Genomic DNA, 14571 nt, shown 5'->3' with positions numbered 1-14571 from the left:
ATACCAATTCATCTTATCAATTAGTCACTCAGAGAACACCAGCGACTTTCAATCGAGGCGTAGTCCTGCAGGAATGGCTACCCCCTTTCAAAGGACTAGAACGAAGAGTGAAAGTCGCTGGTGTTCTCCCTTTGGGCGAGGTTTAAAAGCACCTACTCTGCGTTGCACGAACTTACAATAGAATAACTATTGCTTCATTCGCGCGCCTTGATTAGGTGATTTTAAATCTCGCTGAGAGATCAATTGTTAGGATGGATTGGTATAACTCATTGAACAGGTTTCATAACTTAATTTGTAAGTTATCAATTAACCTAGTTTTACCTAAAAATGCTGCGGCCAACAACACTAAATGCTGATCTTCATGGCCAGGTTGAAGCAAGTTTTCAGTATTGCGAATTTCTAAATAGTCGGGGTTAAACCCAGCATCCGCCAATTGTATTTTGTAATCATAAGTTAACTTAGAAAAATCTCTACGGCCAGCTTGAATTTCATCTGCAAGCTCATTCATCTTAGCAAAGAGAGTGGGCGCTAACTTACGTTCTTTATCAGTCAAATAGTGATTCCGAGAACTCATGGCTAAACCATCATCCTCACGGGTGGTAGTCACGCCAAACACCTTAAGGTTCATAGATAAATCCGTAACCATGGCTTTGATCACTTGTAGTTGCTGAAAGTCCTTTTCACCAAAAAACGCCAAGTTGGGCTGTACCATATTAAATAATTTACAGACTATAGTTGCTACACCGCGAAAATGACCAGGTCGACTTGCACCACAAATCATATAAGACAAACCAGGCACTTCAACAAACGTCTGTTGCTCTAATCCTCTCGCATAAATGTCATCAGTAGTGGGCATAAAAAGTGCGTCTACCCCTAAGTCTTCCAATAAGTATTTATCGTTTTCTAAGGTTCTAGGGTAAGCATCTAAATCTTCATCTGGACCAAACTGCAAAGGATTCACGAAAATAGATACCACCACTATATCCGCTTTCTTTTTAGCTTCGCGCACAAGATTTAAATGCCCTTTGTGCAAATTTCCCATGGTAGGGACAAAAGCAATCACCTTAGAACTGTTTTGCCAAGTTCTTCTTATTTCACGTAGCTGTGTAATTTCTTTAATTAGTTGCATAGTTATTTGTTTACTTTGATATTTAATTGCTAGCAGTTATCCAAAGTGATGCGCTAGTTGAAACTGTGCTCATCAGAAGGGAAACTCCCGTCTTGCACTTCCTGAATATACTGACTCACGGCTTCACGCATGTCATTGCTATGCTGCAGATAATTTTTGGAAAACTTGGGCATATAGTTAGCACTTATTCCAAACATATCATGCATGACTAGAATTTGACCGTCAGTTTGTGGTCCTGCACCGATACCTATTACTGGGATACTAAGACTTTGAGATATCTTATCGGCCAAGTCAGAGGGAATACACTCTAGCACCAATAATTGTATGCCGGCTTGCTCAAGTTGTTTTGCTTGCTCTAGAATATTTTCAGCTTGCAGATCATCGCGCCCTTGCACCTTAAATCCACCAAAAACATGCACTGATTGTGGTGTGAGGCCTAAATGACCACACACTGGGACACTGCGTTCGGTTAAGCCTTTAATGGTATCCAATAGCCAACTCCCCCCCTCAAGCTTAACCATACTCGCACCTGCTCGCATCAACTGCGCTGCGTTCAAGTAGGCCTCTTCAGGAGTTGAATAAGACATAAAAGGCATATCTGCTACAACAAAGGCTCGTTCGACCCCCTTTTTAACAGATCGGGTGTGATAGGAAACTTCTTCAAGGGTAACACTTAATGTGTCGTCGTCTCCTTTTAGAACCATTCCAAGTGAATCACCAATCAACAATACCTCGATACCTTGTTCGTCAAATAATTTTGCAAAACTCGCATCGTATGCAGTTAAAGCAGTGATTTTAGTATTCTCTTGCTTCATTTTTAGCAAGGTTGAAGTCGTTACTTTTTTCATTAGATATGCTCCAAATTTTTGTTGCCAACAAAAATACTATTTACTGCTTAGGCGCCATGCCCATGGTAGGCGCACTATACTGGAATTTTTCTTAATTTCTAGATTAGTACTAGTTCTGACATTATTTGTAACCCATTTTTTGGGCATGCACGCACCAAATCGGACAATTTTTCACCACAGGGTAAAATTAATTCAGGTGCAATCTCGAAAAGTGGGTAAAGCACAAATTCTCTTTGCTTCATGCCTATGTGAGGAATGGTGAGGTTGACTTCATTAAGCTGTTGTTGCCCATACAATAGAATATCCAAATCTAAGGTTCTCGGCCCCCATCTATCAGACTTTCGAATACGCCCGTGCTGAGTTTCTATGTTTTGAGTTTGGTGTAATAGGCAATCTGGGGACAGTCTGGTTTCAATTAACACTACTGCATTCACATAATTGGGTTGATTTTGGGGTCCCATTGGTAGGCTTTGGAACAAACTAGAGCATTTAATCAACCGAGTTTCTGATAACTGACTCAAGTCTCTACAGGCAGCTTGAATTTGTTTTTGTGACTGGCCTAGGTTACTTCCTAAGCCGATATAAACGGGAGTCATACTTTGGGTTTAGGTTTCTTGCGGTGACGTCTTGGGCGTCGAGCAGGGGCACCTTCCTTTTCTCGCAAGGCTTCTAACATTTTTTTTCGTTGCCCTTCACTCGCTTCTTGGAAACTTGTCCACCACTGCCCTAATTCTAATAAATCTCCGCCTTCAATTTCGCCTCGTAATAGCAAGAAGTCATACGCGGCTCTAAACTTAGGATGCTCAAGCATTTGATAGGCTCTGCGACCATAACGTTTCGGTAACCGATTTTGTAGTTGCCAAATTTCTCGAATCGGCCCACTAAAACGTTTAGGGATCATGATCCGTTGAATTTGACGATGCATCACATCATTTAAAGCAAGGTTAAAGGCGTCAAAATGGTTCAGACCACCCTCAACCATTAATTGTTGACAGCGTTCTTCTAACGGATACCACATGAAAGCAGCGAAAATAAAAGCTGGGGTAACTCGTTGCCCTGTATTGATGCGATTATCTGTATTAGTAAGTACTTGCTCTACGAATTGATTCTCACGGCTACCAGATTGTAATAGCAAAGGGGCCAATTGAGGGAACAGCTGTTCAAATAGATGAAACTCTTGCAATAACTTGTATGTGGCCAAGCCTTGCCCAGACAATAATAACTTCAGTATTTCTTCAAATAATCTGGCTGGAGGAATATTGGCCATGAGCGGCGCTAAACGTTTAATTGGTTCAGCACTTTCCTTACTGATATGCATATTAAGTTTAGCCGCAAACCTTACGGCTCTTAGCATTCTTACAGGATCTTCTCGATAACGGGTTTCAGGATCGCCGATTAATGTAATACTTTTATCTTTAATCGCTTGCATACCACCAGCGAAGTCACTGATTGAATGGTCAGCAATATTGTAATACATAGCGTTGATTGTAAAATCTCGGCGCTGCGCATCTTCTTCGATGGTTCCGAAAACATTATCCCGCAATAATTGTCCGTGATCGCTTTGTTTACTAGTTTTTGACTCACCTTCATCACTGCTGTCGTGATGGCCACGAAAGGTCGCGACCTCAATAATTTCTCGACCAAACACAATATGCGCAAGCCTAAATCTGCGACCAATCAAACGGCAGTTACGAAATAACCCCTTAATTTGTTCTGGAGTCGCGTCAGTAGTCACATCAAAGTCTTTGGGTTCTTTGCCCAACAATGCGTCGCGCACACAACCACCGACTAAATAGGCTTGATATCCACTGTTATGCAGCCGATAGAGAACTTTGAGCGCGTTTTCACTCATTGAATTTCGAGAGACAGAATGCTCCGCACGGGGAATGACATTCGCAACAAGTGTAGCGGGCTTGTCAGAGGATTTAGTGCGCAAAGCGCTTCTGACTTTGTCAATTACGCGAGAAATAATATGCTGTGCTCCTTGTTTGGGCTTAAGATACTTTTATACATCGCCTATTTAGGCAGAAAAATTCGGCGCTAATCATATACTGTCTGCTTGCCCAATTCTATTGTCAATACACTCTGTTTTAACCGGTATTTTGTCCAAATTCCATTCATCAATTGCCCAACTCAAAATATTGTCCGTGGATTCCCGTTGAAGTTCATTAGTCACAGGTAAGCCAAGAAATCCTAGAGCTTGACTTAAATTCACTCCAACCTTGTTGTTATCTACTTCAGCCGCATGATTTTGTTTGCTGAGTTTTTTACCTGGCTCAGTCACCACAACGGGAAAATGTAAAAACGTCGGAGCTAGGCTAGCAAATGCATCATATAAGGCAAGTTGCATTAATGTCGCCTCGAGTAAATCGGCACCTCTTGCCACTTCGGTAATCCCTTGTTCGATGTCGTCAACCACCACAGCTAATTGATAAGCAAAGAGTGTATCTTTACGTTTAATGGTGAATTGCGAAGGTATATTTTGCTTTGGAAATTCAACATTTCCCAATAACTCATCGTAAAAATGTTGATGAACTTTGTGATGATGAAAACGGATTGCGGCATTTTCTAAGCTAAGATTTTGTTGAGCGCAAATACATAGTTGCCGAGGCTTTAGGCCAGCTAACTGAGCGCGCGTACAATGACAATGAAATGTAAAACCTTGATCTGTTAAGTATCGGATTTTTTGGTTGTATAAGTCGCTCCTTTCACTTTGGAAAACAACTTCACCGTCCCAAAACAAATGATGGCTTTCAAGACAGCGCATGATTGAATCACTGGCACCAACCATTTCGCGAGGTGGGTCAATATCTTCAATTCTGAGTAACCATTGACCTTCATTACTCTTTGCCTGTAAAAAGCTACCAAGTGCCGTAACCAAAGAACCGAAATGCAAAGGGCCAGATGGGGAAGGTGCGAATCGGCCAATATAGCCAGTGTTTGCAGAAGTAATCTTCATATGTGGAAATGCGAGTACAATGGTCAGAAAACCAAAGGTATCATCCCAAGTAGCTAATTTAAAAACGCCACTTGGGATAGCAGGTAAACTTAGCCCTGAAGCTGTTTTTCCTTAATTTCTGCCATGGTCTTACAATCAATACACATGTCAGCTGTAGGTCTAGCTTCTAAGCGACGCACACCAATTTCAATACCACATGCGTCACAAAAACCAAAATCGTCTTCATCAATACGTTTCAGAGTTTTTTCGATCTTTTTGATTAATTTACGTTCTCTATCGCGAGTACGTAACTCAAGACTAAATTCTTCTTCTTGAGCTGCACGATCGACAGGATCCGGAAAATTAGCGGCTTCATCTTGCATATGATGCACTGTACGGTCTACTTCTTCGCGAAGTTGATCTCGCCAAGCTTTTAATAATAAACGAAAATGCTCCAGTTGATTTTCGTTCATGTACTCTTCGGATTTTTTCTCCTCGTATGGAGTCAAACCCGCTAGTGCTAATAATCCAAGTGTTTTATTCGTTTTTGCTGTTGGCATTTGCCAATTCTCCTAAACTACGGCATGAGCTGTTTGTGCCGGCGGCTATGTATATCAGAAAGCCGTAACACTGGCAATTACTTGCTCTTAACATTCTCGGTTACAGTTAAAAACAATTTTGTAGCTAGGCAATATGGAGGTCTTCAAGAAAAAATCAATATCTATTTCATGAAAAAAACGTCAAAGATTGATTTATATAGATTTTTTCTGGACTAATCTCGCAACCGTAACATAAAACTTGCACTCCATTGAGTATTGCTTGTTTTAACTCTCTAGCGTAATCAGGGTCAATATGCTTTGCTACTTGTACCGATTGAATACCCGAGTGTTGCACACAGAAAAGTAGTACCGCTCGTTTTCCTTGCTTGGCAATCAGGCTAAGTTCACGCAGATGCTTTTGACCGCGTTGAGTTTTTGCATCTGGAAAGTAGCCCCTATCGTTTTCTAACAAAGTGACAGATTTAACTTCGACAAAACACGCTTCTTTTTCAGGGTCCGTAAGCAAAAAATCAATTCGACTGTTTTCCTCACCAAACTTCACTTCAGCTTGTATAGATTTGTATTCACTCAATTCAGTAATTTTGCCCTCTAGTAACGCTTCTTTTATTACAGCATTGGCCTTATGAGTGTTAATTCCGATCCAATGATCTTGGTCTGTTAATACCACCTCCCAAGTATATAATAATTTACGTTTGGGATTATTGCTGGGCGACAACCATACAGTCCAACCTGGTTCAGCACACCCTGTCATTGCGCCTGTATTTGGACAGTGTGCTATTACGATTGAGCCGTCTGGCAATTGTACGTCTGCTAGAAATCGTTTATATCGCTTGACCAAAGTGCCTTGAATTAAAGTCGAAGAGAACTGCATAGTTACCACTTAAAAAGATGTTCGGTTAAAGACGTCATGCTATTCTAACCACCTTTCTTTAGATGGAGTAGTTATGTCTCGTTTATCTGTTTCTATTACCACACAAGCACCGGCGGATTATTATTCGGCAGGTACTTTACTGTCTGTTAATGGCCAAACTGCACAAATTCACCTAGTGTCGCCTGAAAACAATTTAAATAACATTCAAAAAGCGGCCCGCAGCTTAGAAGCTTTAGGAGTATTAAGCGTTGAACTAGTAGGGGAATGGCAAATTGAACAACAATGGGCCTTCGCTCAAAGCTTTACCACTACGACTAAGCAGCACCATATTCAATGGTGTAACGATGATAACAAAGACGAGTTATCACATCGCTATCAGGCCATGATTTTTACGCGCAATGTTACCAATGCTACTCCTGAAGATATATCACCAGTGTTACTTGCAGACACCTGTGAAGAGTGGCTTGCATCGATTGACGACAAACATATCAGCAGTAAGAGGTGGGTGGGTGAAGAACTTAAAACCCAAAATTGGATGGGTATTTATCATGTAGGTCGAGGAAGCATTCGCCCGCCAGTATTAATTGAAATTGACTACAACCCCACAGGTGATGACAGTGCCCCTGTCTCAGCCTGCCTTGTAGGAAAAGGTATTACATTTGATAGTGGTGGCTATAGCATTAAAAGTAGTGAAGGCATGTTGACTATGAAATGCGACATGGGTGGAGCGGCCACCGTCACTGGAGCCCTTGGCCTGGCCATGATGCGAGGACTTAATAAACGAGTGAAGTTATTTTTGTGTTGCGCAGAAAACCTTATAAGTGGGCATGCATATAAATTGGGGGATGTGATCACCTACAAAAATGGCACAACAGTTGAGGTAGTGAATACTGATGCTGAAGGGCGATTAGTATTAGCAGATGGCTTAATGGCCGCGACCGAAACTGGCGCTAAGCTTATCATAGACGCTGCGACGCTTACGGGTGCAGCTTGTGTTGCATTAGGAGAAGATTACAACGCCTTGTTCGCATTAGACAAAGCACTGCAACAAAGAGTATTGAAATATTCGGAACAAGAGTTTGAACCTTCATGGTGTTTACCCTTAGAAAAATGGCATCAATTTAAATGCCCATCTGCGTTTGCTGATACCGCAAATAGTAAGCCCCAAAAAGGAGGTGGCGGAGGCGGCGCATCCAATGCAGCGGGTTTCTTATCTAGATTTGTAAATGAACAAGGAAGTGGTTGGGTACATATTGATTTAGCAGCGGCATACAATGCTAGCGGTACCGCACAAATGCCAATAGGCGCCACAGCTCAAGGAATTAGAACCATAGCTCGAGCATTGTTAGAAGAGTAACCTAGAGAAAAAACATACTATCGAAACGGCGATATTAAATCCTAATCGCCATTTCGATTTTAAAGTTGCCTACAAGCCTCCCAATCGCTCAGCAAGCACCTTATATTTTTCTACCGCTTCCTTTTCAAACAATGGGTTTCCATCAGCGTCTTTCTCTGCAGCAGGTAGTAAACTCTCTCTTTCTAGTCTTTCTATTCTGACATTCTGAACACCTAGAAACTCGGCTACTTGCTCTACAGTCATCAGGCTCATCGGATATACCTCTTTTTTTTTATATTTCATTTTGATGACTATTAGTAAAGCGCAAAGCTTAAATTTTGCTAGTTAAAGTCGCCATCTATTAAAAATTTGTACAAGTTGATTGAACACTTTTCACTCTCGGCTATTAAATCATCAAGTTATTGAAATTAAAACTATTTTTAGGCCAAAAGTGTAAGATGTTATAAACTACCTAAAAACCACAAAAATTATAGAGAAATCCTATGGACACTTGGTCAGCGGCTATTACCTTATTTTTGATTATGGATCCTCTAGGTAATTTGCCTGTATTTATGTCCGTACTAAAGACAATTGAACCTAAACGAAGAAGACTGGTACTGGCAAGAGAACTAATATTCTCATTAATAATCATGTTCACTTTTTTATTTAGCGGCCAAATTGTATTAGACTTTTTAAACGTTCGTCAGGAAAGCGTCAGTATTGCTGGAGGCATTATTTTGTTCTTAATCGGTATTAAAATGATTTTCCCTCAACCAGGAGGCGTAACAGGACTAACACCGGGCGAAGAACCTTTTATTGTGCCTTTAGCCATACCTATGGTAGCGGGACCTTCGGTACTTGCGGCGCTTATATTGTTAGCTAATCAAGACCATAGCCGTATGCTTGATTGGTCCATGGCTCTGGGGGCTGCATGGTTAGCTTCAGCAACCATTTTAATGCTCTCTAGCAATCTTCATAAGTTATTAGGTGAAAGAGGGTTAACCGCTATTGAGAGGTTAATGGGCATGATCTTGATAATGATTTCTATCCAAATGTTACTGGACGGTATTGGCAACTATTATTCACTTGGATAACCAAGCATGGATAACTACGTTAATCACTCTATTGAGTTAGCACTATCACACGAGAATAATTTTGACTAAAAAATTAAATATATTTCAACAAGTTAGAGAACTAGAAGGCTGGCATGCCGTTGCATTTTCTGCCACATTATTAGAACGTATGTTACCTAATTATGTACTTTTTTGTGACGCTACGGAATTTGCCGACCCTGCTCAATATCGTAACAGTCTAAACGCTATTTGGGAGTGGTTAGCCGTCCCCAAGGCGAAGATTAATTTTACAGCCCAATTAGAAAAAATTGAAGAGTTGGTGCCCGACGCAAGCGACTTTGACAATTACGGCGTCTATCCAGCCATAGATGTCGCAATGTCTATGTCTGCCTGTATCTTATTAATTCAAGGAGAAGATCCGCAAGGAGCAGTTGTGGTCAGTAAATTATCACAAGGCGGGGTAGAGGCATTTATTGAAGCAAGCACTGACAAAAATATTAGCGAGATGGAAATTAAACAACACCCATTGATGCAATGGGAAATTGAGACTCAACGAGAATTATTAATCTTCTTATCGAAATGCCCTAAAAACTCTGATAGTTGCAAACATTTAAAGCAATTAGCAACCTCAGAAGGAATGACTAACATTGGCTTAGAAATATAGTAATTAACCAATACGTTGATAAACTCTAGCCAAAACCTGTGCTGTGCGTTTTTCTTTAATTAATCGCCAATTGTCAGGAACGGAGTACTGACTGCCTTCGCATTCGATGTAAATAACACCATTAATGGCGAGTAAGGATTTTTCATTAATTCGTTCAATAGTTGCCGGAAGCAAATTTTGATTAAAGGGAGGATCTAAAAAAATTAAATCGTAGGGCTGAATTAGAGTATTTAATACCTGCAAGGTATTACCTTGAACGACCGCAGCCTGTTGAGAAGACAAACCTAATAATTGAATATTATCTACCAGTTTTTTTGCCGCCATTCTATCTAACTCGATAAAAGTGCATTTTTCAGCATAACGAGACAAAGCTTCAAATCCCAAACCACCGCTGCCCGCAAATGCATCTAAACAAATAGCATCAGTGGTATATGCCATTAACCAACTAAATAACATTTCACGATTTTTATCTGTTGTCGGCCGTAAACCTTGCACATCAACAACAGGCAATTTGCGGCCTCGAAAACGTCCACTAATAATTCGAACGGAACCACTTGGTTTGGTGCCATTTAACTTTTGACCTTTTAAGGTTCGTTTTTCGCCTCGCTTCATTTGGTATAGAAATGCTATTATTATGAAATGATGCGAATAGTTTACCCAATTACCTAGGATTTCTCACCGGAATGTCAAAGTTTTTCAAATGGCTTAAAAAAGATAAACAACCAGAAGCCTCTCCAGTTGTTATTGATCCCCCTCAGTCAGAAGCAGAGCGCGAGACAGCTTTACAATCAGAACCGTTAAAGAATGATAGTTCTGAAAATACCGTTCTAACATCACCAACGACTGATTTTACAGCCCAAGATGAAGTGAAAGAAAATCACACCTTAGAAGCTGATATCAGCCCCAAAGGCGCGATAGAGGAAGATTTGAGTGAATCAGAAAACATTCATTCTTATAAAGAAAATGATTCAAAGTCCCTATTCCAAGACTCTGATGTTAACCATGAACCACAACTAGATTCCCTTGATGCGACATCCGAAAAGGAATCAACAGAAACGCTAGAAGATTCCCCTACCCCTACAGGGAATAACGAATCAACTTCTGAACTGTCTATTGAACAAGAAGATACCCAACAACTTGGTTTTTTCAGTAAATTAAAGCGAGGCTTATCGCGAACCAAAGAAAGTATCGGTAGCGGATTTGTTAGCTTATTCCGCGGTAAGTCTATTGATGATGATTTATTTGAAGAGCTAGAAACCCAGTTATTAGTAGCTGATGTGGGAATGAATACCACAGTCAAAATTATAAAACATTTAACAGAAAGCTCTGACCGCAAACAATTAAAAGATGGCGATGCTTTATATCAATTGTTGAAAGATCAAATGTCAGACATTCTCAAGAAAGTTGAGTCACCCTTGCTCCTAAACGCAGAGTCTGGTCCATTCGTTATTTTAATGGTAGGAGTAAATGGCGTAGGTAAAACGACGACTATTGGAAAAATGGCTAAACAATTCCAACAACAAGGTAAAAAGGTCATGTTAGCGGCTGGAGACACATTCAGAGCAGCGGCTGTCGAACAACTGCAGGTTTGGGGTGAGCGAAACAACATTCCAGTGGTGGCTCAACAAACCGGTTCAGACAGTGCCTCGGTAATTTTTGACGCATTTCAATCAGCCAAAGCAAAAAATATTGATGTTTTGATTGCCGATACAGCGGGCCGTTTACAAAACAAAGATCATCTGATGGAAGAGCTTAAAAAAGTAGTCAGAGTAATGAAGAAGATTGCCCCTGAAGCGCCTCACGAAATTATGCTTACCTTAGATGCAGGCACCGGCCAAAATGCAGTTAGCCAAGCTCAATTATTCAATAAGGCCGTTGGCTTAACAGGAATAAGCTTAACTAAACTCGATGGTACTGCAAAAGGCGGGGTGATTTTTGCCATTGCCGATCAATTTGATATTCCTATTCGTTATGTTGGTATTGGTGAAGGTATTGATGATCTAAGACCATTTAATAGCCAGGATTTTGTAAATGCATTGTTTACAGAGTCTGACAATCAGCCAGAACAGAGCAGTTAACTAACTAAGAAACTTTATGATTAAGTTTGAGCAAGTCAGTAAAACCTACCCAGGCGGGCAACAAGCGTTGCGTAAGGTCGATTTCCATATTGAGCCCGGGGAGATGGCATTTTTAACCGGACACTCTGGCGCCGGTAAAAGCACCTTGCTAAAACTGATATCCATTATGGAGCGACCTACGGTAGGTAAGGTCTTTATCAATGGCCATGACCTAAGTAGTATCCAACGAAAACAAATTGCCTATATTCGTCGTGACATTGGTATGATTTTTCAAAGCCATCAATTGTTGATGGATAAAAGTGTATTCGACAATGTCGCTTTGCCGTTGATTATTGAAGGTTATTCCCATAAAGAGACCGCAAAACGCGTACATGCAGCACTAGAAATGGTTAACTTAAGTGACAAGGTTAAAGATTTGCCCATTATGTTATCTGGAGGTGAACAGCAAAGAGTAGGAATAGCCCGTGCTGTCGTCAATAAACCCCCTTTGTTGCTAGCAGATGAGCCAACTGGAAATTTAGACCCTAAATTGTCGATGGAAATTATTCGCTTATTTGAAGGCTTTAATCAGGCAGGCGTATCTGTCTTTATCGCAACACATGACCTTGGATTAATTGCTCGAATGAAATATCGGACTTTGACGCTTAAAAAAGGACAGATGATTACCGATGGTTTAACCGACGACGACCAAAATGACGAACTCTATGTTTAAGCTATTGATTATATTATATTTAACAGACTCATTGGTGAGGTTAAATGTATGAGTATTTTGTTTCAAGGTAGAGTGCAAGGTGCACAAATCTCGCAAATTTCAAGTTACCAACGCTTTATCATGTTTTTTGTTAGTCATTTTCGCCAAGCATTAGGTAGCTTAGGTGAGTTATGGCGCTCCAAGGCTGCATCTTTTATGACAATTGGAGTTTTGGGGTTGAGTATTACCTTGCCTAGTACCCTTTATGTAATGGTTAAAAATGCCGAGAATATTAGTTCTGGCTGGGAACAGGCTTCACAAATATCATTATTTCTAAAGGAAAATTCCAGTCAAGGTGATATCGATCAACTGCTAAAGCGTATTCAACTTTGGCCAGAGATCGATTCGATACACTATATTTCTGCAGACCAAGCGCTTGATGAATTTAAGCAGTTATCGGGATTTGGTGATGCTATTGCATATTTAGATAAAAACCCATTACCCAATGTTGTATTAGTCACTCCTACAACCCGTCATGCCAGCCCTGTGGCGGCGCGTCTATTGTTAGACAAATTACGCAATGAACGAGAAGTAGATATCGGTAAACTCGATGTTGAATGGCTTGAACGACTGCACGCCTTGCTTAATGTAGTCAAAGATTTAGTGACGGTTATTGCTTTACTGTTGTTTTTAGCCGTTGTGCTCATTATTGGCAATACCATAAGACTAAACATTCTTAGTAAGAAAGATGAAATTTTAGTGATGAAACTGGTTGGGGCTACAGATGCGTTTATCCAAAGGCCTTTTATGTATACCGGATTTTGGTATGGATTTTTAGGCGGGTTATTGGCTTGGTTCGCGGTTATTTTACTTTTGTGGTGGATGAGCAGCAGTATCAGCCTAGTTAGCGAATTATATCAAAAGAGTTTCAATTTAACCGGCGCTGACCTAAGCACCTTTTTGTGGATGTTGGGCCTGTCAATATTTCTCGGTTTGGCAGGATCACTATTATCAGTCAGACGACATGTACGGGAAATTGAGCCTAAGTAATTTAAGGCGTACAATCTTTTGTCATTAAATATTGAAGAGTACTAATATTTCCATCTGTAATGGCTGGATGAATGCCTAAGGCGCAGGCCAACAAGCCGTATATTTCAATGTTATCAAAGGGCTCAGCCTGAAGGTTTTTCTTAAATGCGGGTCCGTTGGCGATAAATATAGCATGCATCAAAGGATCTTGATTATCATATCCGTGGGTCGCAATTGAGCGTCCCGATTTTTGCATTGATTGGGGATGACTTTTATCTCGACTCGCATACAGGCTCCAACCTGTATCAGCTAACAACATAAGATCTGGCTCTCTTTGTGGGTGGTCGAAATGATAATTGACCGGGAAAGCACCGCGCTTCAGTACTCGCATGTTAGGATGTAGTTTATGTAATTTGTCGTAGGCTGCATCCAACAAGTGTGGCTCAATATATAAATTTAAGAAAGGCGCAAATACTGAATGACTGTTATCTGCCCAATCTGCAACAATAAACTCTGACAAGCTTATATGTGAATCAAGATTAATTACTCTTTCGTCTGATAGATTAACCATTCCATGATCGGCAACGACCACAATATTTGACTGACTTCTAAGTCCTAATTTATTCAAACCCAATAACAAATCGCCAATATGTTTATCAACCCTAGCCACCGCTTTTTGCTCCTCCTTCGACCCCACGCCAAAATCATGTGCGGCGGTGTCAACCGCTGAAAAATATAACAAGACTAAGCGTGGGCGTTGGCCCTTAGGAAGCGCAAGCCACTGTAATATTTCGTCAATACGCTCTGAGTAGTCCTTATGCTTGTTATAAGGTTTCCAAAAAGACGGGCGAATGTGATCAATTTCAACTTCTGAACCAACCCAAAAGTATGTAGCAGATTTTACTCCTTGTTTTTCGGCTGTAATCCAAATCGGTTCTCCACTCCACCATTGAGGATCTGCAACATCAGATCCACGATTAAATTTGCGTCCAAGTTTTCGGTCATAAGGATAATTAGATATCATTCCATGGTTTTTAGGATGCAAACCAGTGGCTAAAGAATAAAAATTCACAAATGTTTTTGTGGGCATCGCAGGGATCATATTGGCGACAACACCAGAGTCTGCTAAAAACTGTAAGTTGGATGCGGGCAGCCGTTGTAATGTATCAGCCCTCATTCCATCCACTCCAATCATTATCACTGTTGAGTCTTCGGAGCTTAATGCTGAGTCAACCGATACAAATAGAAAAAGTGCTAACAAATATCTACAGTAGACATTCGACATGTATATTGAACCCTATTAGGACGCCTAAGAAGGGGATGAAATCATTCCATCCCCATATGAAATAGTGGT

The 14571-nt window shown here is 40.6% G+C and carries 16 protein-coding genes; 6 read left to right on the top strand and 10 right to left on the bottom strand.

The genetic code is table 11. The features are described 5' to 3' along the window. Positions 1–280 precede the first annotated feature (280 nt). The 7 genes from panC to sfsA all read right to left on the bottom strand — a co-directional run bounded on the left by panC (position 281) and on the right by sfsA (position 6346). Positions 281–1129, bottom strand: a complete 849-nt coding sequence (panC, locus tag ABJK37_RS17855; RefSeq protein ID WP_215930748.1) for a pantoate--beta-alanine ligase — start codon at positions 1127–1129, stop codon at positions 281–283. 53 nt (positions 1130–1182) lie between these two features. Continuing rightward, positions 1183–1977 carry a 3-methyl-2-oxobutanoate hydroxymethyltransferase gene (gene panB / locus ABJK37_RS17850; RefSeq protein WP_348356757.1) on the bottom strand — a complete coding sequence of 265 codons (795 nt, stop codon included), beginning with the start codon at positions 1975–1977 and terminating at the stop codon, positions 1183–1185. A 98-nt stretch (positions 1978–2075) separates the two neighbouring features. Further along, complete coding sequence (gene folK, locus ABJK37_RS17845) at positions 2076–2573, bottom strand: 2-amino-4-hydroxy-6-hydroxymethyldihydropteridine diphosphokinase (protein WP_348356755.1); 498 nt, start codon at positions 2571–2573, stop codon at positions 2076–2078. Beyond that, positions 2570–3865 carry a polynucleotide adenylyltransferase PcnB gene (gene pcnB / locus ABJK37_RS17840; RefSeq protein WP_348356767.1) on the bottom strand — a complete coding sequence of 432 codons (1296 nt, stop codon included), beginning with the start codon at positions 3863–3865 and terminating at the stop codon, positions 2570–2572. The genes folK and pcnB overlap by 4 nt, the downstream gene beginning before the upstream one ends. Positions 3866–4021: 156 nt before the next feature. Then, the gene (gluQRS, locus tag ABJK37_RS17835; protein ID WP_348356753.1) at positions 4022–4936 is read right to left on the bottom strand and encodes a tRNA glutamyl-Q(34) synthetase GluQRS; all 915 of its coding nucleotides are present in this window, start codon (positions 4934–4936) and stop codon (positions 4022–4024) included. 89 nt (positions 4937–5025) lie between these two features. Next, on the bottom strand, positions 5026–5475 hold the full coding sequence (dksA, locus tag ABJK37_RS17830; protein WP_215930756.1) for an RNA polymerase-binding protein DksA: 450 nt from the start codon (positions 5473–5475) through the stop codon (positions 5026–5028). 166 nt (positions 5476–5641) lie between these two features. Continuing rightward, on the bottom strand, positions 5642–6346 hold the full coding sequence (gene sfsA, locus ABJK37_RS17825) for a DNA/RNA nuclease SfsA (RefSeq protein ID WP_348356751.1): 705 nt from the start codon (positions 6344–6346) through the stop codon (positions 5642–5644). A gap of 73 nt (positions 6347–6419) precedes the next feature. Here sfsA and pepB point away from each other — a divergent pair, with 73 nt between their 5' ends. Further along, positions 6420–7703, top strand: a complete 1284-nt coding sequence (gene pepB / locus ABJK37_RS17820; protein WP_348356749.1) for an aminopeptidase PepB — start codon at positions 6420–6422, stop codon at positions 7701–7703. Between the two features lie 69 nt (positions 7704–7772). Here pepB and ABJK37_RS17815 read toward each other — a convergent pair whose 3' ends face one another. After that, positions 7773–7955, bottom strand: a complete 183-nt coding sequence (locus ABJK37_RS17815; RefSeq protein WP_215930762.1) for a helix-turn-helix domain-containing protein — start codon at positions 7953–7955, stop codon at positions 7773–7775. A gap of 230 nt (positions 7956–8185) precedes the next feature. Here ABJK37_RS17815 and ABJK37_RS17810 point away from each other — a divergent pair, with 230 nt between their 5' ends. Further along, positions 8186–8776: a YhgN family NAAT transporter gene (locus ABJK37_RS17810; protein ID WP_348356746.1), complete on the top strand. Its 591-nt coding sequence runs from the start codon at positions 8186–8188 to the stop codon at positions 8774–8776. A 58-nt stretch (positions 8777–8834) separates the two neighbouring features. Further along, complete coding sequence (locus tag ABJK37_RS17805) at positions 8835–9419, top strand: YjaG family protein (protein ID WP_348356765.1); 585 nt, start codon at positions 8835–8837, stop codon at positions 9417–9419. Between the two features lie 3 nt (positions 9420–9422). On the opposite strand, the gene rsmD is transcribed toward ABJK37_RS17805, so the two are convergent. Beyond that, positions 9423–10031, bottom strand: a complete 609-nt coding sequence (gene rsmD, locus ABJK37_RS17800; protein WP_348356744.1) for a 16S rRNA (guanine(966)-N(2))-methyltransferase RsmD — start codon at positions 10029–10031, stop codon at positions 9423–9425. 71 nt (positions 10032–10102) lie between these two features. Here rsmD and ftsY point away from each other — a divergent pair, with 71 nt between their 5' ends. Genes ftsY through ftsX form a run of 3 tightly spaced genes read left to right on the top strand, consistent with a single transcriptional unit; the run spans position 10103 to position 13238 of the window. Next, positions 10103–11497 carry a signal recognition particle-docking protein FtsY gene (ftsY, locus tag ABJK37_RS17795; protein WP_348356742.1) on the top strand — a complete coding sequence of 465 codons (1395 nt, stop codon included), beginning with the start codon at positions 10103–10105 and terminating at the stop codon, positions 11495–11497. 16 nt (positions 11498–11513) lie between these two features. Then, positions 11514–12209: a cell division ATP-binding protein FtsE gene (ftsE, locus tag ABJK37_RS17790; protein ID WP_348356740.1), complete on the top strand. Its 696-nt coding sequence runs from the start codon at positions 11514–11516 to the stop codon at positions 12207–12209. 48 nt (positions 12210–12257) lie between these two features. After that, complete coding sequence (gene ftsX, locus ABJK37_RS17785; protein ID WP_348356738.1) at positions 12258–13238, top strand: permease-like cell division protein FtsX; 981 nt, start codon at positions 12258–12260, stop codon at positions 13236–13238. Position 13239: 1 nt separating this feature from the next. Here ftsX and ABJK37_RS17780 read toward each other — a convergent pair whose 3' ends face one another. After that, positions 13240–14502 carry an ectonucleotide pyrophosphatase/phosphodiesterase gene (locus tag ABJK37_RS17780; protein WP_348356736.1) on the bottom strand — a complete coding sequence of 421 codons (1263 nt, stop codon included), beginning with the start codon at positions 14500–14502 and terminating at the stop codon, positions 13240–13242. Positions 14503–14571 lie beyond the last annotated feature (69 nt).

The sequence above is a fragment of the Paraglaciecola sp. genome, from assembly GCF_039964565.1.
In the GTDB taxonomy this organism is placed as follows: domain Bacteria; phylum Pseudomonadota; class Gammaproteobacteria; order Enterobacterales; family Alteromonadaceae; genus Paraglaciecola.
The sequence above is the reverse complement of the archived record's forward strand: the minus strand, read 5'-3'. Positions and strand labels throughout refer to the sequence as shown.